Consider the following 20,704-nt stretch of genomic DNA (forward strand, 5'->3'; position numbering starts at 1 on the left):
GTAATTCGGGTAAAATGCGATGACTGCATATGCTTTGCAGCGCTTGATCCAGAGCGCGCTGGTGTTGCTCGCCGTTTCGGTTGCCGTTTTCTTTGCCATCTATGGCATCGGTGATCCGATCGAGCTGCTTGTTCCACCGCAGGTCAGTGCGGCCGAAAGGCTGGCGCTGATCAAAAGACTTGGACTGGATCTGCCAGTCTGGCAGCAATATTTCACTTTTCTCGGCAATGCTCTGCAAGGCGATCTCGGGACATCCTTTGTGCATGGTGTACCGGTTGTATCGTTGATCTTAGGGCGACTTCCAGCCACTTTGGAACTGGTGCTCCTGTCTATGACGCTTGCTACAATGGTCAGTGTACCTTTGGGCTTGTATGCGGGTCTGAATACCGAAAGTCGCTTTTCGCGCATTGTTATGGCCGGAACGGTTATCGGTTTTTCTCTTCCCAGTTTCTGGAAGGGAATGATGCTCATCCTGCTGTTCAGCGTGGTTCTTGGCTGGCTTCCCACTGCTGGAAGGGGCGAGACTGTTGAAATTCTGGGCTTTCAGACGAGCTTGTTTACACTTGATGGTCTCCGCCACCTCATTCTGCCAACGCTTAATCTCGCTATTCCGACCTCGGCCTTGCTGGTACGGCTCGTTGCAGCCGGTACAGCGGAAGCCACAACGCAGGATTATGTCAAATTCGCCCGTGCAAAGGGCGTTCGCCGCAAGCGTATCGTGTTTCGGCACATCATGCGCAATATTCTGATACCGGTTGTAACTGTGGCAGGCATTGAGTTTGGTAGTCTGGTGGCATTTTCCACGATAACTGAAACCGTATTCTCGTGGCCGGGGATGGGCAAGCTCCTAATCGATAGTATCTATCAGCTCGACCGTCCGGTTGTGGTTGCCTATGTCATGCTCGCAACTTTACTCTTTGTCGGCGTCAACTTCCTCGTGGACGTTCTTTATGCGGCACTCGATCCAAGGGTCAAACTCTCGGGAGAGATGGTATGACAAAGCTGGTTATCCCCCAATCCGCCAACACATCTTTGCGCAAACGGGTGCTTAAACGTATCCGCAATAAGCCTACGATGCGCGGTGCGGCTATCCTGCTTGGAACGATGGTTTTCCTTGCCATCCTTGCACCCTTTATTGCCGTCCAGAACCCCTATGATCTGGCCTCGTTGAGCGTGATGGACAATCGTCTTCCACCGGGCTCATCCAGTATGACCGGAATGACCTATTGGCTCGGCACGGATGCGCAGGGACGCGATATGGTCAGTGCGATCCTTTATGGTCTTCGCACAAGTTTACTGGTTGGACTGCTGTCGACGCTTGGCGCGATGATTATTGGTGTCACTGCTGGATTATTTGCTGCACAGATCGGAGGCATTGTTGATACGCTCATCATGCGTTTTGTCGATTTCATGCTGGGTTTCCCTTCTATCCTTGTCGCTCTCGTGCTTCTGGCTTCCGTGGGGCGGGGAATAGATAAGGTGATTTTCGCGATCATTGTGGTGCAATGGGCACAATATGCCCGCTTGATGCGCGCTTCGGCTATGGTTGAACGGCGAAAAGAATATATCGAGGCTGCAGTCAATTTCGGTCTGCCTACGCGCCATATCATGCTGGCACATCTCCTGCCAAACTCGGTCGGTTCTGTTCTTGTCATGTCCACAATCAGCATCGCTGGCGCTATAACGCTTGAGGCCACTCTGTCGTTTCTGGGCGTTGGTGTGCCTGTGACACAGCCATCTCTTGGACTGTTGATAGCAAATGGCTTCGAATATCTGCTCTCTGGCGAATACTGGATTGCCGTGTTCCCCGGTATAGCACTTGTCCTCCTGATCATTTCCTTGAATTTTGTGGGCGATCGCGTTCGCCGCAGCTTCAATGTGAGGGCAACGGCATGACAGCGCTTCTTGATATACACGGTCTGCGGACTGTCTTTCATTTGCTCGGCGGTGCATGGTCTGCTGTTGATGGCATTGATCTCAAGGTCGAGCGTGGTGAGATCCTTTGCCTTGTGGGCGAGTCCGGTTCGGGAAAATCCGTCACAGGCTTCTCCATCGTTCAACTGATTGATGCGCCGGGAGAGGTTGTTGAAGGCAAGATCTTCTTCAATGGGGCTGATCTCCGCACCGCCTCAGATGAACAATTACGCTCGCTGCGTGGTGATCGTATTGCGATGATCTTTCAGGATCCGCTTTCCACGCTCAACCCTGTCCTTACTGTTGGAGAGCAGATGCTTGAAGCAATTTTCGAGCATCGAAACTGTAGCCGTGAAAATGCCCGCAAGGAAGCGATGGACGCTCTGACCAGAGTTGGCATTTCTTCCCCGGAAGCACGGCTCAAGCAATATCCGCATGAGTTTTCAGGTGGTATGCGTCAGCGCGTAGCGATTGCAATTGCTTTGCTTAATGGCCCCGATCTTATTATCGCCGATGAGCCGACAACTGCTTTGGACGTCACCATACAGAGCCAGATTCTTTATGAGGTTCAGAAGCTTGCGCGTGAAACGGGGACCGCGGTTCTTTGGATCACACATGATCTGGCAGTTGTGGCCGAGTTGGCTGACCGCGTGGCGGTGATGTATGCAGGGCAGATTGTCGAGAGTGGTTTGGTGGATGATGTGCTGGATCAGCCCATGCATCCCTATACGCTCGGTCTTCTCAGTTCCTCAACTGGCATGGTTAACCCCGGCGAGCGTCTTCACCAAATCAATGGAAATGCGCCGCGCATTGATGCGCGGCCGTCGGGCTGTCCGTTCCGAACGCGCTGTGATCGCGCGATTGACCTTTGTACGACAATTTATCCGGAAAAACAGAATTATGGCGATCATAGCTTTCGCTGCCACAATCCCGTTGCGACCCTGGAGGTAATCTCGTGAGCGACATCTTATTCGAGATGAAGGGTGTACGTAAATATTTCGAGTCCCGAACCACCACCGCTGAAAAACTGCTTAGTCTGGCGGGTAAAAAGCAACCCAGCCGAACCCTGCGCGCGGTTGATGGCGTTGATCTCAGTGTCAGACAAGGTGAGGTTCTTGGGCTGGTCGGGGAATCGGGTTGCGGGAAGTCCACTCTGGCGCGTATGGCGACTGGCATTCATAAGCCGACATCCGGAGACGTTATTTACAAGGACAAAAACGTCTCCGAATTACGTATCCGGGAAAAGCTCGATTTCCTGCTTAAAGTGCAGATGATTTTTCAGGACCCGTTTGCTTCACTTGATCCGAGAATGAAGGTTCACGAGATCGTGGCGGAGGCGCTCAAGGTTCACAAATTAGCGCCAAAAAATCAGATATCCGGAATGGTGGATCGTGCGCTGGAAGAGGTCGGTCTTGATATCGCGTATCGCGAACGCTATCCGCATCAGTTCTCCGGTGGCCAGCGACAACGTATTGGTATTGCACGCGCGCTTGCGGTCAAGCCGGATTTTCTGGTGTGTGATGAGCCTGTTTCTGCGCTCGATGTTTCCATTCAGGCCCAGGTCATCAACTTATTTATGGATTTGCGCGACCGATACGGTCTGACATACCTGTTCGTCAGCCATGATCTGGGTGTGGTGCGCCATATCAGTGATCGTATTGCGATCATGTATCTTGGCCGTATTGTCGAGATCGGATCAGCTGCGGATATTTTTGCCAATCCAGCACACCCCTATAGTGCTGCATTGTTGAATGCTAGCCCGTCAGTGAAACGACGCAGGCGCAATTTCGAGCCGCTGAAGGGGGATTTGCCCTCTCCGCTTGCGCCACCAAGCGGCTGCCCTTTCCATCCGCGCTGCGCACAGGCCATGGCTGTGTGCCGTGATCATCGTCCCGCGCTTAAAGAAATTGCCTCTCGTCAGAGTGTGGCGTGCCATTTGCATAATCTGGAGTTTCAATGATTACCTCTTCTCTTAATCCAGAGGTCGGGAAAAGCGTTTTGCCTTTCCTTGACAGGTTTCACCCTGATCGTCCGCTGGAGGTAAACTTCTATCGGCCATCTCACTATAAGCCGGATGGCCCTGTTGTTATTGTTCAGCATGGCATGTTGCGCAATGGTGACGAGTATCGAGATTTCTGGATACCCGCTGCAGAAAAACATGGATTGCTGATTGCGGCGCCAACCTTCTCGGATGCATCGTTCCCGATGGCGGAAAGCTATAATAACGGACTCATCCTCCGCAAAGATGGAACAGTCCGTGACCAGTCAGAATGGCTTTATGGTGTTCCTGCGCGGGTATTTACAGCATTGCAGGCGTCTGGTGCGACCAACCGCGAAACCGCTTTCCTTTATGGTCACTCTGCAGGCGGACAATTTGCGCATCGTTTGCTCGCAACGCAGCCGTCACACCCTTTCGGTGCGGTCATTGCTGCAAATCCTGGCTGGTATACCTTGCCGGATATGGATCGAAAATTTCCCGAAGGCATGGGTGGAATTTGCTTGTCTGATGATCAGCTCGCACGCTGGTTTGCATATCCGATGCATATATTTGCCGGTGATCAGGATATTGCTGAAGATGATCCCAACCTGCCTTCTCAACCAGAAGCACTTGCGCAAGGTGCATCACGCTTTAAGCGCGCACATTTTATTTACAGTTTCGCAAAGATGCACGCCCAAAAGCTTGGACTGCCATTTAACTGGAAGTTGATCGATATTGAAGGTGTTGGCCATGATGGCGCTGCTATGTCTCGCGCTGCTGCTTCTTTCTGGTTTGAGGGCAGGATTCCGTCGGCCGATGAACTTGTTCTTGATGATGCAGCACAGCTCTAAAAACAGAAGTTGGAACGTGTGATGAATGCAAATAATCGAAAAGACCTCTGGCAAAAAGTCGATGATGAAAAACAACGTCTTATAGAACTGAGTGACCGCGTTTGGGGTATGCCCGAGGTGTGCTACACAGAGTTTCGATCCGTGGCCGAGCACAAGGCGGAGCTTTTGTATCACGGCTTCCGAGTCACCGAAGGCATAGCGGAAATTCCAACTTCGATTATTGGAGAGGCGGGAGAGGGCGGACCTGTCATTGCCTTCCTGGGCGAGTTTGATGCGCTTCCTGGCCTAAGTCAGCAAGCCGGCGTGGCCGAGTACAGGCCTTTGGAAGCTGGTGGTCATGGTCACGGCTGCGGGCATAACCTGCTTGGTTCAGGCGCGATGCTTGCCGCAATCGCGCTCAAAAATTACCTTTCCGAGAACGGCATTCCCGGCCGTGTGCGTTATTATGGCTGCCCTGCGGAAGAGGGAGGCGCAGCCAAAACCTTCATGGTTCGCTCAGGCGCATTCGACGACGTTGATGTCGCGATCTCATGGCACCCATACAGTTTCTGGGAAGTTGCTCCAGCGCTTTCTCTTGCAAATACGCGTGCTGATTTTATCTTTAAAGGTCGTGCAGCTCATGCTGCCGCAGCTCCGCACCTCGGGCGCAGCGCGCTTGATGCTCTTGAGCTTATGAGCGTTGGTGTCAATTATATGCGCGAACATATGCCATCTGACGCGCGCGTTCACTCTGCAATTCTTGATACTGGCGGTATTGCGCCGAATGTCGTGCAGGCGCATGCACGGGTTCGATATTCGATCCGGGCGATGGAATTGCAGGATATGAATGATCTTGTTCACCGCGTGCATAAGATTGCACTGGGCGCAGCAATGATGACGGAAACAACGGTTGAAATGAAGATAGTGAGTGCTGTGTCCAACACATTGGATAACAAACCGCTGGAACGGGCGCTTTACACAGCTATGGATGAATTGGGTGCGCCGGATTTTGACGATCAGGATCGTGCTTTTGCACGTGAAATTCGTAAGACATTTTCTGAAAAAGACATAGCGTCTGTCTATAAAGCTATCGGTATGCCGATAACTGATGAGCCACTCGCAAATTTTCTGACACCAGAAAATACAAATCGTAAGCCGTTTATCGGATCAACGGATGTGGGCGATGTGAGCTGGGTCGTACCGACGGTACAGGTTCATGCGCCGACAGTCGCCATTGGAACACCGTTTCATACCTGGCAGATTGTTGCGCAAGGAAAATCGCCCGCAGCACATAAAGCGATGGTACATGCTGCAAAGGCAATGGCTTCCACGGGATTAAATGTAATAACTGACCCGCTTTTGTTGAAGAGTGCAAAAGCAGCATTGGCTGAACATACATCCAGAACACCCTACATTTGCCCATTGGGTGCAGACGTGTCGCCGCCCCTGGATATGTCACGCGGATGACGTTTTGTCGATTGTAGAAACCAAAAGGTAAAATCACCTCAACTTATGAGGCTTTCCAATGATCCAATCACAGCAGGAAATTCTCTAGGCATCGTGGTCGGAATGAAAAGCCCGGTATGAGTAATGAGAATTTAAACATATGGTAAAAGCCTGATTGTTCATATGTGGCCCTGTCCATCGTCGAATAATATGAGGTTTTTGTCTTTTGAAACTTCTCGCTTCGATTAAACGTTGATTGCAGTCGCTCTGGCGCGGTGATTCAAGTGGCACCGCCCCCCTCAATATTGAGGGGGGGGGCGAGGAGGTCACAGTTGCGATTGGGATGTCGGTCTGAAAGAACACAGGCAGCAACGCTACTTTACCGGGTTCCGTCAGAGGAATTTATCTCCGTTGGGCTTACTGGAGACGGAACAGCTCTTGTTACGGCTACTGGCTCGAAACTGATTGCTGATGATACAGTTTTTCTGGGCTATAGCGGCAACCGGATCTGGCCCGGCAATAGTAATTGTGTTGTTGTCCAGGGGACGGGTTTGGCGAACCCTGACCTTTCTTGGTGCCGTGCACCGCGACCGGCGGATAGCACCTTGCGCCTTCGATGGGCCGATCAATCGCCAGTGTTTTTGTGCGCTTGCTCAGGCCAGAGGCATCGTTGACATGGGAAATCTCGGTAGCGACAAGTCAGCCGTGATCCGCAACGCGGTCAGGGTGACGGGCGCAAGGCTCTGTTTCTTGCACCCTATTTACCCGACCTTAAACCAGATCGATCGGGCAGAGTGCATCAACTATCTCGAACATACTGGATACGTTTCCGTTAAAAAACTGAAGCTTGCTAGGGACCTTCTGGTTTCAGAACAACCGCTGCTGTTGGTAAGAGTGGCCAAACAAAAGCGTAAATGCTAAGTTTTTTGCTTCACCGTGCTGCCCAATTTGCACCCCGCCGAAAAATCGTCTGCATTTGCGGTACCGAGAATTCTTTGGCTTGATGTCCCAGTGCGGAATAAAATACCCGGCCATTGCCATATTTTCTTTTCCAGACGACGGGCATTACCACCCCATCGATCCACCAGGCATGATCACCAGTGAAGGTCGTCGTTGCCAGCACTTCATTGGAAGGGTCCACGTGCATATAATATTGTTCTGAGCGGTATGGGAAGCTTGAGATGCCTTCCATGATAGAGTCGTCCGGGCGGGTCACATCGACCTGATAGTCGATAATATCGCCAGGATGAGCAACCCACTGACCTCCGATCATGAACTGATATTCAACACATTCACGAAAGCTGTCGCCCGCTCCGCCGTGAAAACCAGCAATGCCAACTCCATTTTCAACAGCTTTGGCAAGGTTTTTTATTTCTTCTTTTTCAATTTTCGACATCGTTACAATGGGAACGACGAGGCTAAGGTCATGCACGGACGGATCAGCAAAAGCCTCTGTGCTGTGCTCGACATAGACTTTGAAACCTTCTTCTTCGAGGATGTCTTTGACGATTACCGAACATTCCTGTGGTTCATGTCCGCTCCAGCCGCCCCAGACGATCAGCGCTTCTTTCATTGTTTCCTCCTCAGGATTAATTTGCAATCTGGTTATTAACCAGAGACGTTTCGAGTGGGGCAGGTCGCTCCACGTCTGTCATGATAGATATTGTTTTGCCCATATCAGACGCAGTCTGGAATGCTTCCATGACTTCGAGTACATGGAGTGCAAGTGAGCCATTCGCGCGATGCGGCCGGTTATTCCGAATGGCATATGCCATATCGGCAATTCCAAGTGAGCGATAATTCCCGTCGGCATAAGGTTGAGAAACTGGTTTTTCTTCAAACTCTCCGCCTTTTTTGAGCAACAAGACATCGCCGCCAAAATAATTCGGGTCCGGAACGATCAGCGTGCCTTCAGTGCCATAAATTTCGATGGGCACATGTTTGTGCCCGGCGACATCAAAGCTCATGGCCACTTGCACGACCGCGCCATTTTTAAATGCCAGAACGCCTGCAACATGGGTAGGAACATGAACAGGAATATGCTCACCGTTCCTTTCGGCGCTCGTAATGATGCGTTCTTTCCGGGGTGTCGTCGCGAAGCTTGCGACTTTGTCAACCGGCCCGAGGAGGTTGACGAGTTCTGTAATATAATAAGGTCCCATGTCGAGCATCGGCCCCCCGCCCACTTCGTAATAGAAGGCCGGGTTGGGATGCCAGCGCTCATGACCTGCGCACATAAATGTTGCCGTTCCACCGACAGGAATTCCCAAGACACCTTCATCTATAAGCGAACGCACGGCCTGATGGCTTCCGCCAAGAAAAGTGTCCGGAGCCGAGCCCAAACGGAGGTTCTTTGCCTTTGCAGCTTCAAAAAGCCGCTTACCTTCGGCAAAATTGATACCCAGCGGCTTTTCGGAATAAACGTGTTTGCCGGCCTCAAAGGCTTTTAATCCCACCTCAACATGTGCTTTTGGAATCGTGAGATTGACAATGATTTCGACACTGGGATCGGCAAGCAATGCCTCCACTGTTCGAGCCTGAAGGTTAAACTCTTCGGCGCGTTTTTGCGCCACTTCCATATTCATATCTGCAATACCGCAGATATTAAGTATCGGAAACGAAGCCATCGCTTTAAGATAGGCGCTGGAGATATTTCCGCAGCCAATGATGCCAATGCCGACCTTATCCATCTTGTTTCCTCCCAGAAATCCGTAACTTTAAGCTGAGTTAAATTGCAGGCCCCGTCGTGCTCCATGGAGACTCGTAGAGTTCATGCAGTGCAACGGCAGCGGCGCCCTGTGCCCATAATTCGTCACTGGCAATATCGAAAACCAGTTCAGCAACGCCCTTCAGGGCTTGTGGAACGGCAATATTGTAACTTTCACGAATGCTGTTGATGAATGGCTCTCCAAGTTCAAGACTGGTGCCCGTAATGATGACGCGCGGTGGTGCAAACAAAGTTACGATATTTGCCAGTGTGAGACCTATTGCAGCGCCGGCGCGTTTGGCAGCATTTAAGAGTTCCTCATCGGAAGCGCTAATGAGTGAATGCGCGTATTTCATGCCCCTTCCGAGGCGCATGGCTTCTGCAAAACGGGCATCATCCGGGCGAGTGCCAAGAATTGCGCTTTCACCGGCATGGCTTGCAAGCCTGACGGTCGTGTCATTGGTATAACCGAGTACGAGATCGCCTAGATTATGGCTGAGCCCATCAGCACCGCGAAACAGCTGATTTTTGTGCAGGACCCCAAGCCCAAGCGTTTGCTCAAGCGAAATCAAAACCATGTCTTCAAATTCACGTGCATGGCCAAACCAATGGTGCGCAAGTGTTATTGCATGTGCATCACTTTCAACGATCGTGGGCACATTCAGGCGAGTTGTCATTTCTGAGGCAAAATTAAAATTATGCTCTCTTAGGATTGGTGTGCTTCGAATGATACCAGTACGATGCTCTATGACGCCTGGTATGCCGAGGCAGATCATGTCGATATCTTCCAGCGACACACCGGCATCCAGGACACATCGGCGTACCCCGTCTTCAATAAGATCCGCAATGACGCTGATTGGTTGACGATCAACTCTTATTGGAAGCGACAGGTTGGAAAGGATCTCGCCACGAAAGTCCGTGACCACGAAAATCATGCGATTGGACGCGATTTTTGCACCGACGACACGCGCTGCTTCAGGATTAAGCTCAAGCATGACCCGCGGCCTCCCGCGCGTCGTCTCGTTGCGGATATCCCCTTCATGCCGTGTCAGTATCAGCCCATCATCCAACAGTGATGCGGTTATCGCCGATACAGTCGTGGTGGAAATCTCAGTTCGCTCGCTGATCTGAATGCGCGAAATGGGACCATGACGACGGATCGTATCTAATACGTTCAGCCTGTTGATAGCGCGCATCAGTTCGGGGTCAGCGGTCTTCATGAGGTCCTGTTGAGATCAAAGCTGATCAGATATTATTTAAATCGGATTGCGGATTAAATAGCGTCACTTCTATCGTTCATGTCAAGCCTGCTTGCGAAAAATTATGAAATAGCCTTGACATCGACAGATATGTCGGATGAATTAATCCGCATTGGGGAATAAATTGTGAGGATGACCCCAAGGGAGGATCTCGAACATGACGTATTGGTACGCAGGCGCAAGCCTGAGCGGCAAGTTGATGTCTTATGCCGCAAAAGCAAGCATAGCATTGATGCTAGGCACCGCAAGTGCTTCGGCGACCACGACCGTTAAATGGATGCACGTGGAATTGGACCCCAAAGCGGTCGCTGTCTGGGAAGAAATAGCAAGAGACTATGAAAACCAGCATCCTGATGTTCGGATCCAATTGCAATTTTTGGAAAACGAGGCTTTCAAAGCCAAGCTCCCGACGCTGCTACAGTCAAATGACGTCCCTGATTTTTTCTATAGTTGGGGTGGTGGTGTTCTTGAGGAGCAGTCAAAAACCGGTGTTCTCAAGGATCTGACAGAGGATTTCAACGCCTCTGACGGTAAACTGCGTCAAGCTTACACGAGTTCGTCTATTGAAGGTCTTTCCTTTGATGGCAAGCTCTGGGCAGTTCCTTATAAAGTCAGTCTTGTCAGTTTCTTCTACAATAAAGAACTTTTCGCGAAGGCAGGTTTAGATTCCAACAATATCAAGACATGGGATGATCTGAGTGCCGCTGTAACCAAGCTTAAAGACGCTGGCATTGTTCCTATTGCCGGAGGGGGGGGTGATAAATGGCCCCTTCACTTCTACTGGAGCTATCTTGTGATGCGTAACGGCGGCAAAGCGGTCTTCGATGCTGCCAGCAAGGGTGAAGGTGAAGGCTTTTTGGATCCGGCCATTCTCAAGGCAGGTGAGCAACTTGCGGACTTTGGCAAGTTGGAACCATTTCAGCCGGGCTATCTAGGGGCAACCTGGCCGCAGGCGCTTGGTGTTTTTGGTGATGGCAAGGCTGCAATGATCCTCGGTTTTGATAATACCGAGGCCAATCAACGCAAGAATGCGGGCGATGGAAAAGGGCTCGCTTTGGAAAACATAGGGCGGTTTGCATTTCCTGTGGTCGAAGGTGGTGCAGGAAAAGCGAGTGATACTTTAGGCGGGATCAATGGTTGGGCAGTGACCAAAAATGCTTCCAAAGAAGCCATTGATTTTGCTCTTTTCCTAACCAACAAGGAAAATGAGCAGAAAATGGCGGAGGCAGGCATGATCTTGCCGGTTGCAGCCGGTGCAGACAGTGCGGTTAAAAACCCTCTTTTGGCCGAATCTGCCCGTCAGTTGGCGGATTCAACATGGCACCAGAACTATTTTGATCAAACATTGGGTGCTGCTGTCGGACGCGTCGTGAACGATGTATCGGTCGATATTCTCGCAGGGCAGATGAGTTCCGAAGAAGCTGCGCAGCAAATTCAGGATGCTTTCGAGCTCCGTTAAGCGCGTTCTGAGCGCACGTTAGAACATGACGTGCGCTCCGCATCCTAATTATTGGCATCATGAAAGCGGAAAAGATGACGGATATGTCTGTGACTTCGGCATCCTCGCCTCCACGTAAAACACATCTAGTCAAAAAGAAAAAAAGCTCTGTCGCCCACGACCGCACAATGACCTTGCTGGTCTTTTTGCCTCCGGCTTTATTGCTGTTTACACTCTTTGTTATTTTGCCGATGGGTGAGGCGGCGTGGTACAGTCTTTACCGCTGGAATGGGTATGGAACGCCGACGGAATTTGTGGGCTTGAAAAATTTTCAGGTCCTCTTTGGCAATGCAGCCTTCTCTCAGGCACTGTTCAATAACGGTCTGATCATTTTCGTCTCCGTCCTTGTGCAAATCCCGTTAGCGATCTGGCTCGCAATGATGCTGGCGCATCGCATTCCCGGTGTTGTCGCCTTCAGGCTGATCTTCTTTTTGCCTTACGTTCTTGCAGATGTTGCGGCGGGCCTGATCTGGCGCTTTGTCTATGACGGCGACTACGGTCTGTTTGCCGCGGCTTCCAACTTCTTTGGTTTCGCAAATCCATATGTTCTGGCAGACCGGGATGTCGCAATTTACGCTGTGCTTGCTGTCATTGTCTGGAAGTATTTTGGCTTTCACATGATGCTTTTCATAGCCGGCCTTCAGTCTGTCGATAAAGCTGTTCTGGAAGCTGCTGAAATCGACGGCGCGAATGGCTGGCAGAAGTTTCGCTATGTAACGCTGCCCATGCTTGGTTCCACCGTGCGCTTGTCCATTTTCTTTGCCGTCATCGGTTCGCTGCAGCTCTTCGACATGATCATGCCGCTGACAGGCGGGGGGCCATCCAATTCAACACAGACGATGGTGACCTTCCTCTACACATACGGTGTCATGCGTATGCAGGTTGGGCTTGGCAGTGCGGTTGGTGTCGTTTTGTTCGTGATCTGTGTGACACTTGCCTTCGGTTATAAAAGGATTTTCATGCGCCATGACTGATACATCAAACGCTGTCCGCATGACGATACAGACCCGACTTTATCTCTATCTTTCGCTTGGCTTCATTGCCGCTATTGTTTTGGTTCCGCTTCTGACAACAGCGCTGGGTGGCTTCAAAACGCTGGGTGATCTGCGGGTCAATCCATTCGGCCTTCCGGCGGAATGGCAATGGGCGAATTACGGAGATATTCTCTTTGGGCACCGTTATTGGCTGCAAATATTCAACTCATTGATCATCGCCGTTTTGACGGTTTTCCTGACACTGGTTGTGTCGGCGATGGCGGCCTTCACCTTTGCGCATGTGAAGTTTTTTGGCTCGTCTTTCCTGCTGAATTATTTTCTGCTGGGGCTGATGTTTCCTGCGGCAACAGCAATCCTGCCATTGTTTATCCGCATTCGTGATCTGGGGTTGCTGGATACCTATTGGGGTGTTGTGCTGCCGCAGGTCGCATTCGGTCTCGGTATGAGCATATTGCTGTTTCGCAATTATTTCCGAAACCTGCCGGAAGAGTTGTTTCACGCGGCATTCGTCGATGGTTGCGGTTATCTGCGCTTCTTCTGGCACATTTCTTTGCCGCTCTCCCGTCCAATTCTCGCAACAGTGGGCATCGTCTCGTTTGTCGGCAGTTGGAACAGCTATCTCTTACCGTTGATCATGCTCAATTCGGAATCAAAATATCCGTGGCCGCTTGGCATCATGGTTTATCGCGGCGAGTTCGGCACCGAATGGCAACTTGTCCTTGCTTTCATAACACTGACGATTTTGCCAACCGTCATCGTGTTTTTCCTTGCACAAAAACACATCATCGCCGGCTTGACGGCAGGTGCGGTAAAATCCTGATCGGGAGACGCAATCATGGCTTCAGTAGAACTTATTAACGTTTGTAAATCCTATGGCTCCGTCGAAGTCATCCGCGACATTTCTCTGTCGATCAATGACGGTGAGTTTGTTGCGCTTGTCGGGCCGTCCGGCTGCGGGAAATCGACTCTTTTACGTATGGTCGCCGGACTTGAGGAAATAACCGATGGTGAAATTGCCATTGGTGGTCAGATCGTCAACGGTATGACGCCGCGGGAGCGCAATATCGCTATGGTGTTTCAGTCTTATGCACTCTACCCGCATATGACTGTTGCGCAGAATATGGGTTTTAATCTTAAGCTGGCCGGGAAGCCCAAAAATATCATTGATGAGCGGGTTGCGGAAGCAGCACGCATGCTTGATCTAGGCAAGTTGCTGGATCGAAAGCCCTCGCAGCTTTCTGGTGGTCAGCGTCAGCGGGTTGCCATGGGGCGAGCGGTTGTTCGCGATCCTTCTGTTTTCCTTTTTGATGAACCATTATCAAATCTTGATGCAAAACTCCGTGTTCAAATGCGCAGCGAAATTAAAAGCTTGCATCAGAAAGTCGGAACGACTTCCATCTATGTGACGCATGATCAGATAGAAGCGATGACCTTGGCGGATCGGGTTGTTGTTCTGAACCAGGGCCGGATTGAGCAACAGGGAACGCCACTCGAACTCTATAAAACCCCTGCAAACATCTTCGTGGCGGCCTTTATTGGTTCGCCAGCCATGAATCTTATCGCTGCAGTCATTGATGCAGATGCAAATGCACCGATAGCGCGTCTGAAAGACGGTACGGCAATAGGCATTTCATCTCAAAGGAGTGTAAAGCGGGGCCAGGAGGTTACGATTGGCCTTAGGCCGGAACATATTGGTTCTGCCACCGGCGGAGATATTCGCCTTGAGGGAAGAACAATTTTGGTGGAGCCGACCGGCGCACAGACACATGTGGTTTTTGAACTTGGTGAAGACCAGATAACTGCTGTTGTCGATGGTGAACAGCATGTGCGCGTTAACACAGCTTTTTCGGCGGCGATCAACAATGAGCGCGTTCATGTTTTCGATCGCGCCAGTGGCTTGGCACTGTAAGTGCATTGGGATTGCGCCATCTACAACGCACAGAACCGCAGGTTTAAGCCTGTTGTTCTATGAGATTTTAGCTCATTATATCAGGCCAATACCCCATGGAACCGGGCGTTGGCTATGCGGCGACGGCGGCGCGCAGTGCAGTTGCGAGCCTTTTGACGGCTACCTCGATTTCGTGTGGAGTATAGGCAGCAAAGCCCATCAGGAAGCCGGGTTTTCCGTCGCCGGATGCATGAAGTCCTGAAAGGCCAAGAAGTTCTATCCCCATGCGCCGCGCTGCATCAATTGCCGTGCGTTCGGAAAGTCCGCCGATCAATATGCAGGGCATTTGCAGGCCACCGATCGGCACTTGCGGTTCGACGAATTCTGAAAGATGTTTGCGAACCAGCGTTGTCAGAACGTCCAGGCGCTGCGCGTAGATGTTGCGCATGGTGCGAACATGGGCACCGAAATGTCCACCTTCCATGAACCGCGCCAAGGTCAGTTGTGCGATGGAGGCAGTATGCCCGTCGAGCAGGGTTCGTGCCACGGTCATAGGTTTGACCAGCTGCGGTGGTAACACAACATAGCCAATCCGAAGGCCCGGAAAGAGGGCTTTTGTGAAGGTGCCGATATAGATGGTCCGGTCATGCGGGTCGAGCCCCTGAACGCAGGCGGTAGGCTTTCCAGCATAGTGGAACTCACTGTCGTAATCGTCTTCGATGATCCAGCTCTGATGCCGTGCGGCCCATTCGATCAAAGCGAGGCGACGATCCAGCGCAAGGGTTGCGCCTGTCGGGAACTGGTGCGAAGGTGTCAAAAAAGCAGCTTTTGCACTGCGCGGATCATCGATAATTTGGTCAACCATTACCCCTTGTCCATCGACGCGCACAGGCAAGCATTCAAGCCCAGCAGCTTCAAATGCCTTGCGCGCACCATAATAGGCCGGATCTTCAATGAAGATCGGGTCGCCGGGATCGAACAGCATGTTGGCGCACAAGGTCAGCGCCTGCTGCGAGCTTGTCAGGACCACTACGCGTTCTGCGGTGGCGCGTGCGCCGCGTTCAAGATTGACATAGTCGGCAATAGCACGGCGCAATGGTTCCGTTCCTTGCGGATCGCCGTGATGTAAAGCCTGCGTGCCAACTTCTTTGAGCACCTGCCGCTCAAGACGCTCCCATAATGGAAGTGGAAAACTGCGAGTTTCCGGTATGCCGTGTGCGAACGGGCGTGGAGAGAGCATTTCGCGCACACCGCCACTGCCGAACATGGCAGCACCGCGCCTGCTGAGGTTCGGCGCTTGATTGCGTAAAAGTGCGTCACGCTGCGTCAGCCGGCGGCCGGGCGTGAACTCTGTCATTTCCGCGACAAAGCTGCCGCTTCCGACGCGCCGTTCAATAAAGCCTTCTGCGTGAAGCTGGGCGTAAGCGGACTCGATGGTGTCGCGTGAAACGCCGAGCGATTTTGCCAGCGCGCGCGAGGCCGGAAGCGGTTTACCCGGACCCAGCGCGCCGTCGACGATCAGTTGCCGGATGGCGCGTTGTATCCGTGCATGCAGTGGCATCGCCGCATGCGCGGGATGGGCAAGCCAAGCCTTCACAGACTCCAGTTGCGAATGCTTGAACAAATGGTCTGTACCTCTCTTCGTAAGTGGATGGGAACAACAGGCCATTTGTCCTCTAGAAGTCAAGGCAAAAAACGGGCCGCAAGCCACAATTCAGGAGCTTTAACAGAGCCATGTCGCATCGTTTGCCTTCACGATCATCCATTCGTCTGAATGATCTTACCCATCCAATTATAGCAGGACTGATTTCGGTCATCGTCAATTATGGCGGTACCTTCATTCTGGTCTTTCAGGCCGCGCGTGTTGCCGGTCTGAGCCCTGAACTCACGGCATCCTGGGTATGGTCTGTCTCCATTGGTGTTGGACTTACCGGCCTTTTTCTGAGCTGGCGTTATCGAGAACCGATCATCACCGCCTGGTCGACGCCGGCAGCGGCCTTCCTTGTAACAGCGCTTGCCACAACGCCCTATGCCGAGGCGATCGGCGCTTATATGGTCTCGGCTCTGGCCTTTGTTCTGCTTGGTCTTTCCGGCTGCTTTGAGAAAGTCATTCGGTTGATCCCCTCTGGCATCGCCTCGGGTCTTCTTGCCGGTATCCTGCTGCAATTTGGTATCGGAGCTTTTGGCGGCGCGAGTGTCGATCCTGCTCTGGTTGGGCTGCTGATCGTTGCCTATGTCGTGCTGAAGCGTTTTTCTGCGCGCTATGCTGTGGTTGGCATTCTGGTGATTGGTCTTGTTTTTCTGGTCACGCAGGATCGTGTCGATATGTCTGGCCTGCAGCTCAAATTCGCGACGCCGATTTTCACCATGCCGGAATTCTCGCTCAATGCTCTTCTGAGCGTTGCGCTGCCACTGTTTTTGATCACCCTGACCGGCCAATACATGCCGGGAATGCTGGTGTTGCGCAATGATGGCTTCAAGACAAGCGCCAATCCCATTGTTACCGTAACCGGCCTTGGTTCGCTCATCATGGCCCCCTTTGGCTCGCACGCTTTTAACCTAGCGGCAATTACTGCGGCAATCGCCACGGGTCGGGAGGCGCATGAAGATCCGTCCAAGCGCTGGATCGCTGGTATTGCGGCAGGCGTTTTCTATGTGCTGGTGGGCGTTTTTGGCGTGACGCTGGCAGCGGTTTTCATGGCGTTTCCGGCAACGTTTATCACCGCGCTGGCCGGTCTGGCGCTGCTCGGTACCATCGGCGGTAGCCTTGCCAATGCGATGGCAGACCCTGCATCCCGCGAGGCGGCGCTCATAACCTTCCTCGCATCGGCCGCAAACATCAACCTGCTCGGTATTGGTGGCGCCTTCTGGGGACTGGTGATCGGGCTGGCCGCTTATCTGGCGCTCAATGGCCGGTTGCCTCGCCGTGAAAGTGCCAAATTGGCAATCAGCGAAGATGCAGCGGAGTGAGGCTGATGAATATTATATCCATTCAAAGCCAGGTCGTGCATGGCCATGTCGGAAACAGCGCCGCCGTCTTGCCAATGCAGGTGCGGGGGCTGACCGTTGCGGCGGTTCCCACCACATTGTTATCGAACAATCCTCATTTTGAGACCATGCGCGGACGTGTGCTCGAATCGGAGCTCGTCGGTGATCTGCTTCGTGGTGTCGAGGAACGCGGATTGATCGAAACGAGCCGCTATATTATCTCGGGCTACTTGGGCTCGCGCGCCAATGGTGATGTGGTTGCCGCTTTCGTTGAGCGGGCGCGCAGGATCAACCCGGATATCGTTTATGTCTGCGATCCGGTGATGGGCGATTCCAATCTCGGTGTCTTTGTCGCTGACCAGGTGGTCGAGTGTCTGCTTGGTCGCCTTGTTCCGATCGCGGATGTCTTGACCCCCAATCAGTTTGAGGTCGGCCTGATTGCGGGCGGCGGGATATCGTCATGGCGTGCGCTTGAGGCGGACGTTTTGAAAATACAGGCGCAACGCCAGGCGCGGTTGGTCGTTACCGGCTGCACTCTTGCCGACACGCCGGATGGTTTGCTGGAAAACATCGTTTTCGAGGACAAGACGAGCACAAGACTGACATTTCCACGCCTGCCTATCGCGCCGGTTGGCACAGGCGATCTCTTTACCGGTCTTTTGACGGCCAATCTGGCTCATGGTAGCACGCTGGTCGATGCGGCGCGCGGCGCGGGTGCCGTCGTGCTTGATGTGCTTGAGCGGACAATCGCCAGTGGCCAACAGGAAATGCGGCTCGCCAGTGTCATTGACGCGCTGTTGCCAGGCCGACCGGAGGCTCTCCACTGACCCTTTTCAGAGTGCTGATCTGACTGGATCAAATCGGCACTCTAATCCTTTATTCTAACGCATTATCCGACGCAAAGCAGCGTCGCGCTTTTTGGAAATGCTTTATCGAAACTTCTTTATGCGCTGGATAGATATGGCAACCATTCCGTGTTCAAATCCCGTACCGACGGCAACGGACCAATGAAAATTTGCGCGACACGACTGCCTTGAATAGCCCAAGGAAAGAACAATATTCTGCATCCCAGAATGAGATGCGTTTCACTTAGGGCCTTCTGAACTATTCGGCTGCGACCAACGGAATCTGCGGCTCGGATGCAGCATCAACCGGCTTGAGCGACATATAGCCGTTCTGAATGTCGAGCACATGCGAATAGACGTTTTGGCCGTCTTCCAGCGTTGGCAGTTTTTCCTCATGCATGATGGAGAGGACAATTGCATCCGGGCAATGTGTTTTGAGCGCTGTGTGGAAACGTAGCTTCGACACAGGATCAAGCGCACCGGTTGCTTCATCAAGGAAGATCACTGATGGCTTATGCAGCAGAAGCCGGGCAAGCATGATCTTCTGTTTTTGCCCGCCAGAGAGCACCATGTCCCATGCCGATCCATCTGCATTGTCATCATTCATCCGCAGGATAAATTCGCCAAGTCCTGCTTCGTGTAATATGGCTGCAACCGTGAGATCATTGAACTGGCTTTCGTCTTCGGGAAGACAAACAAGTTGCTTGAGCGACACGCTTGGAAACTTTGCTTCCTGTGGTGTGTAGATGGCTTTTGCCTTCTGAGGATAGATGATGTCGCCGGTTCCATATGGCCAAAGACCATTGAGCGCTTTGATAAACGAGGTTTTGCCCGAGCCGGATTCGCCACGCATATAAACCCAGTCACCGGAGCGGATATTAATAACACCGGAGCGCAGAAACGGCGCTTCCGTGTCGGGTCCGAGCATGAGCGCAAGATTGCGGACCGAAAGACCAAAATGTGGGTGCTGCGCGGAAAATGTGAAACGGTTTATACCTGAACGGGCATAGAATTCGGCAGGCTCCTGCACGGCTTCAATGGCTTGTGCGAGACCTGTGACACGACCGGCATTGGCGCGCAGATTGGCAATTGCTGGCATGACCTGAATGAACCACGAGCAATCATTGATCATGGCGGCCACCAGTTCGGCACCGGTCACATAGTTGCGGAAGCTGACCGCCCCGCTCATATAGGGGATCAGGCCCGGAATATAAGCGATGATGCGATTGGACAGAAAGCCATAAGCCTGTGAAAAGGCGAGATAGGCAGCATCAAAGCGGTTGAGTTGGTTCCAGGTTCCATCAACGTCTTGATAAAGACGCTTGTTGACCGTGCTTTGTACGGCTTCACCTTCGGAAGCCGAAATCTGGAAGCTGCGGCGTAGAAGCGTGGTCCATTCACCACGATAGGAGCCTTCCGCTTTTTGCATGCGCAGGTTGAGCTTTTCCAGTTTGCGGCCGATCTTGATCGCAATCAGTGTGCCAATCGGCACGTAGACTATGATAGCGGCAAAAGCCACGACCGCACCACCATAAGAGCCAAGAAACTCCAGTCCGTTTACTTCTGTCGAGATTTCCAGAAGTTTCTGGCCAACGAAGAACGCTGAGAGTAGGACACCAACAATGCCCATAACAAGACCAATGGCGCCGCCGGTCATGCCCTTGATGGATTCCTGCAAACGCTGATCGACATTATCGGGCAGGCTCGGACCTTTTCCCTGTTGCAGATGGTAATGCGTGTGATTGCGATCAAGCAGTGCATCGGAGAAGCTGTCATTGAGCCATTTGCGCCATTTCCGGTGCAAGGTGGTGGACAGAAGATGCCGGAAGCCGACCAGCAGCACATCCTTGCCAAGCATCAGTATGACCAGCATACCGGCATTGATGGCAATGGCCATCAGCGGGTCCTGCACCGGTGCACTTTTGACATTGACGATGGAATTCATCAGAAGGCCGGATGCTTCCGCAACCCAGACCGTCGTCTTGCTGATGAATGCTGTGAAGATGAAGATCGCGATCGTAAGGGCCCATGCCTCTTTCCAGCGGTCTGAAACCCAATAGGCGCGCATCACACCCCAGAAAGTGGTCATTTGCGACACGGCAGTGCGGTTCCCTGCGCTCAGGGACTGCTGGTTTATCTGCCGTATCTTTTTCAATTCGTGCCCGCTCCAAAATAACGCTTTGTAACAAATTGCAACAAACTGTGGTTAACGAAATGTTAATAGTCAACGTAAAACGCGATCACATTTCTGCGCGAAAAATGAAACATTTATCAATGCGTTGAATTTTATGGTCTAATTCGAGTTCAACAGTTGTGACGGTTGTGCGTTCGCCATGCCCTTGTGTTCGAAAAAACA

17 protein-coding genes and 1 pseudogene are annotated in these 20,704 nt (G+C 52.2%); 13 read left to right on the top strand and 5 right to left on the bottom strand.

What is annotated here, in order from left to right:
• Positions 1-19 precede the first annotated feature (19 nt).
• The 7 genes and pseudogenes from ABE530_RS04470 to ABE530_RS04500 form a co-directional block, all read left to right on the top strand.
• Positions 20-997, top strand: coding sequence for an ABC transporter permease (locus tag ABE530_RS04470; RefSeq protein WP_499693736.1), 978 nt, complete (start codon positions 20-22; stop codon positions 995-997).
• Positions 994-1,896: an ABC transporter permease gene (locus ABE530_RS04475; protein WP_499693737.1), complete on the top strand. Its 903-nt coding sequence runs from the start codon at positions 994-996 to the stop codon at positions 1,894-1,896. Before ABE530_RS04470 ends, ABE530_RS04475 begins: the two co-directional genes overlap by 4 nt.
• Positions 1,893-2,873, top strand: a complete 981-nt coding sequence (locus tag ABE530_RS04480) for an ABC transporter ATP-binding protein (protein WP_499693738.1) — start codon at positions 1,893-1,895, stop codon at positions 2,871-2,873. Before ABE530_RS04475 ends, ABE530_RS04480 begins: the two co-directional genes overlap by 4 nt.
• Positions 2,870-3,874 (top strand): ABC transporter ATP-binding protein, encoded by a 1,005-nt coding sequence (locus ABE530_RS04485; protein ID WP_499693739.1) that lies wholly within the window; start codon positions 2,870-2,872, stop codon positions 3,872-3,874. The genes ABE530_RS04480 and ABE530_RS04485 overlap by 4 nt, the downstream gene beginning before the upstream one ends.
• A complete protein-coding gene (locus ABE530_RS04490) occupies positions 3,871-4,743 on the top strand; it encodes an alpha/beta hydrolase family protein (RefSeq protein ID WP_499693740.1) in 873 nt (290 codons plus the stop codon). The genes ABE530_RS04485 and ABE530_RS04490 overlap by 4 nt, the downstream gene beginning before the upstream one ends.
• A gap of 21 nt (positions 4,744-4,764) precedes the next feature.
• Entirely contained in the window at positions 4,765-6,189 is a 1,425-nt protein-coding gene (locus ABE530_RS04495; protein ID WP_499693741.1) for a M20 family metallopeptidase, read from the top strand.
• A 531-nt stretch (positions 6,190-6,720) separates the two neighbouring features.
• Positions 6,721-7,005, top strand: a pseudogene (locus ABE530_RS04500) (IS630 family transposase); the annotation flags it as partial.
• 94 nt (positions 7,006-7,099) lie between these two features.
• On the opposite strand, the gene ABE530_RS04505 reads toward ABE530_RS04500, so the two are convergent.
• Genes ABE530_RS04505 through ABE530_RS04515 form a run of 3 tightly spaced genes read right to left on the bottom strand, consistent with a single transcriptional unit; the run spans position 7,100 to position 10,095 of the window.
• Positions 7,100-7,741: a ThuA domain-containing protein gene (locus ABE530_RS04505; protein WP_265986797.1), complete on the bottom strand. Its 642-nt coding sequence runs from the start codon at positions 7,739-7,741 to the stop codon at positions 7,100-7,102.
• 16 nt (positions 7,742-7,757) lie between these two features.
• Entirely contained in the window at positions 7,758-8,858 is a 1,101-nt protein-coding gene (locus tag ABE530_RS04510; RefSeq protein ID WP_499693742.1) for a Gfo/Idh/MocA family protein, read from the bottom strand.
• 37 nt (positions 8,859-8,895) lie between these two features.
• On the bottom strand, positions 8,896-10,095 hold the full coding sequence (locus tag ABE530_RS04515; RefSeq protein WP_499693743.1) for an ROK family protein: 1,200 nt from the start codon (positions 10,093-10,095) through the stop codon (positions 8,896-8,898).
• A gap of 238 nt (positions 10,096-10,333) precedes the next feature.
• Between ABE530_RS04515 and ABE530_RS04520 the strand changes: the two genes are divergently transcribed.
• From ABE530_RS04520 to ABE530_RS04535, 4 genes are all read left to right on the top strand, one after another.
• The gene (locus ABE530_RS04520; protein ID WP_407673288.1) at positions 10,334-11,593 is read left to right on the top strand and encodes an extracellular solute-binding protein; all 1,260 of its coding nucleotides are present in this window, start codon (positions 10,334-10,336) and stop codon (positions 11,591-11,593) included.
• Positions 11,594-11,667: 74 nt separating this feature from the next.
• Complete coding sequence (locus ABE530_RS04525) at positions 11,668-12,606, top strand: carbohydrate ABC transporter permease (RefSeq protein ID WP_265986803.1); 939 nt, start codon at positions 11,668-11,670, stop codon at positions 12,604-12,606.
• Positions 12,599-13,447 (top strand): carbohydrate ABC transporter permease, encoded by an 849-nt coding sequence (locus tag ABE530_RS04530; protein WP_265986805.1) that lies wholly within the window; start codon positions 12,599-12,601, stop codon positions 13,445-13,447. The genes ABE530_RS04525 and ABE530_RS04530 overlap by 8 nt, the downstream gene beginning before the upstream one ends.
• A gap of 15 nt (positions 13,448-13,462) precedes the next feature.
• Positions 13,463-14,536, top strand: a complete 1,074-nt coding sequence (locus tag ABE530_RS04535; protein ID WP_499693744.1) for an ABC transporter ATP-binding protein — start codon at positions 13,463-13,465, stop codon at positions 14,534-14,536.
• A gap of 112 nt (positions 14,537-14,648) precedes the next feature.
• Here the strand turns inward: ABE530_RS04535 and pdxR are convergent, their stop codons facing one another.
• Positions 14,649-16,139: a MocR-like pyridoxine biosynthesis transcription factor PdxR gene (pdxR, locus tag ABE530_RS04540; RefSeq protein WP_499693745.1), complete on the bottom strand. Its 1,491-nt coding sequence runs from the start codon at positions 16,137-16,139 to the stop codon at positions 14,649-14,651.
• 110 nt (positions 16,140-16,249) lie between these two features.
• On the opposite strand from pdxR, the gene ABE530_RS04545 reads away from it, so the two are divergent.
• Together ABE530_RS04545 and pdxY are read left to right on the top strand one after the other, a co-directional pair.
• Complete coding sequence (locus ABE530_RS04545) at positions 16,250-17,485, top strand: benzoate/H(+) symporter BenE family transporter (protein WP_499693746.1); 1,236 nt, start codon at positions 16,250-16,252, stop codon at positions 17,483-17,485.
• Between the two features lie 5 nt (positions 17,486-17,490).
• Positions 17,491-18,330 carry a pyridoxal kinase gene (gene pdxY / locus ABE530_RS04550; protein ID WP_499693747.1) on the top strand — a complete coding sequence of 280 codons (840 nt, stop codon included), beginning with the start codon at positions 17,491-17,493 and terminating at the stop codon, positions 18,328-18,330.
• Between the two features lie 277 nt (positions 18,331-18,607).
• Here the strand turns inward: pdxY and ABE530_RS04555 are convergent, their stop codons facing one another.
• Positions 18,608-20,446, bottom strand: coding sequence for an ABC transporter ATP-binding protein/permease (locus ABE530_RS04555; protein WP_265986813.1), 1,839 nt, complete (start codon positions 20,444-20,446; stop codon positions 18,608-18,610).
• Positions 20,447-20,704: the final 258 nt, after the last annotated feature.

The sequence above is a fragment of the Brucella sp. TWI559 genome, assembly GCF_039674265.1.
Lineage (GTDB): Bacteria > Pseudomonadota > Alphaproteobacteria > Rhizobiales > Rhizobiaceae > Brucella > Brucella chromiisoli.

Coding starts and splice junctions, on each gene's coding strand:
- ABE530_RS04480 (WP_499693738.1), top strand. CDS start 1,893: ATGACAGCGCTTCTTGATATACACGGTCTGCGGACTGTCTTTCATTTG.
- ABE530_RS04535 (WP_499693744.1), top strand. CDS start 13,463: ATGGCTTCAGTAGAACTTATTAACGTTTGTAAATCCTATGGCTCCGTC.
- ABE530_RS04475 (WP_499693737.1), top strand. CDS start 994: ATGACAAAGCTGGTTATCCCCCAATCCGCCAACACATCTTTGCGCAAA.
- ABE530_RS04510 (WP_499693742.1), bottom strand. CDS start 8,858: ATGGATAAGGTCGGCATTGGCATCATTGGCTGCGGAAATATCTCCAGC.
- ABE530_RS04505 (WP_265986797.1), bottom strand. CDS start 7,741: ATGAAAGAAGCGCTGATCGTCTGGGGCGGCTGGAGCGGACATGAACCA.
- ABE530_RS04525 (WP_265986803.1), top strand. CDS start 11,668: ATGACGGATATGTCTGTGACTTCGGCATCCTCGCCTCCACGTAAAACA.
- ABE530_RS04490 (WP_499693740.1), top strand. CDS start 3,871: ATGATTACCTCTTCTCTTAATCCAGAGGTCGGGAAAAGCGTTTTGCCT.
- ABE530_RS04520 (WP_407673288.1), top strand. CDS start 10,334: ATGTCTTATGCCGCAAAAGCAAGCATAGCATTGATGCTAGGCACCGCA.
- ABE530_RS04470 (WP_499693736.1), top strand. CDS start 20: ATGACTGCATATGCTTTGCAGCGCTTGATCCAGAGCGCGCTGGTGTTG.
- ABE530_RS04495 (WP_499693741.1), top strand. CDS start 4,765: ATGAATGCAAATAATCGAAAAGACCTCTGGCAAAAAGTCGATGATGAA.
- ABE530_RS04530 (WP_265986805.1), top strand. CDS start 12,599: ATGACTGATACATCAAACGCTGTCCGCATGACGATACAGACCCGACTT.
- pdxY (WP_499693747.1), top strand. CDS start 17,491: ATGAATATTATATCCATTCAAAGCCAGGTCGTGCATGGCCATGTCGGA.
- ABE530_RS04515 (WP_499693743.1), bottom strand. CDS start 10,095: ATGAAGACCGCTGACCCCGAACTGATGCGCGCTATCAACAGGCTGAAC.
- ABE530_RS04545 (WP_499693746.1), top strand. CDS start 16,250: ATGTCGCATCGTTTGCCTTCACGATCATCCATTCGTCTGAATGATCTT.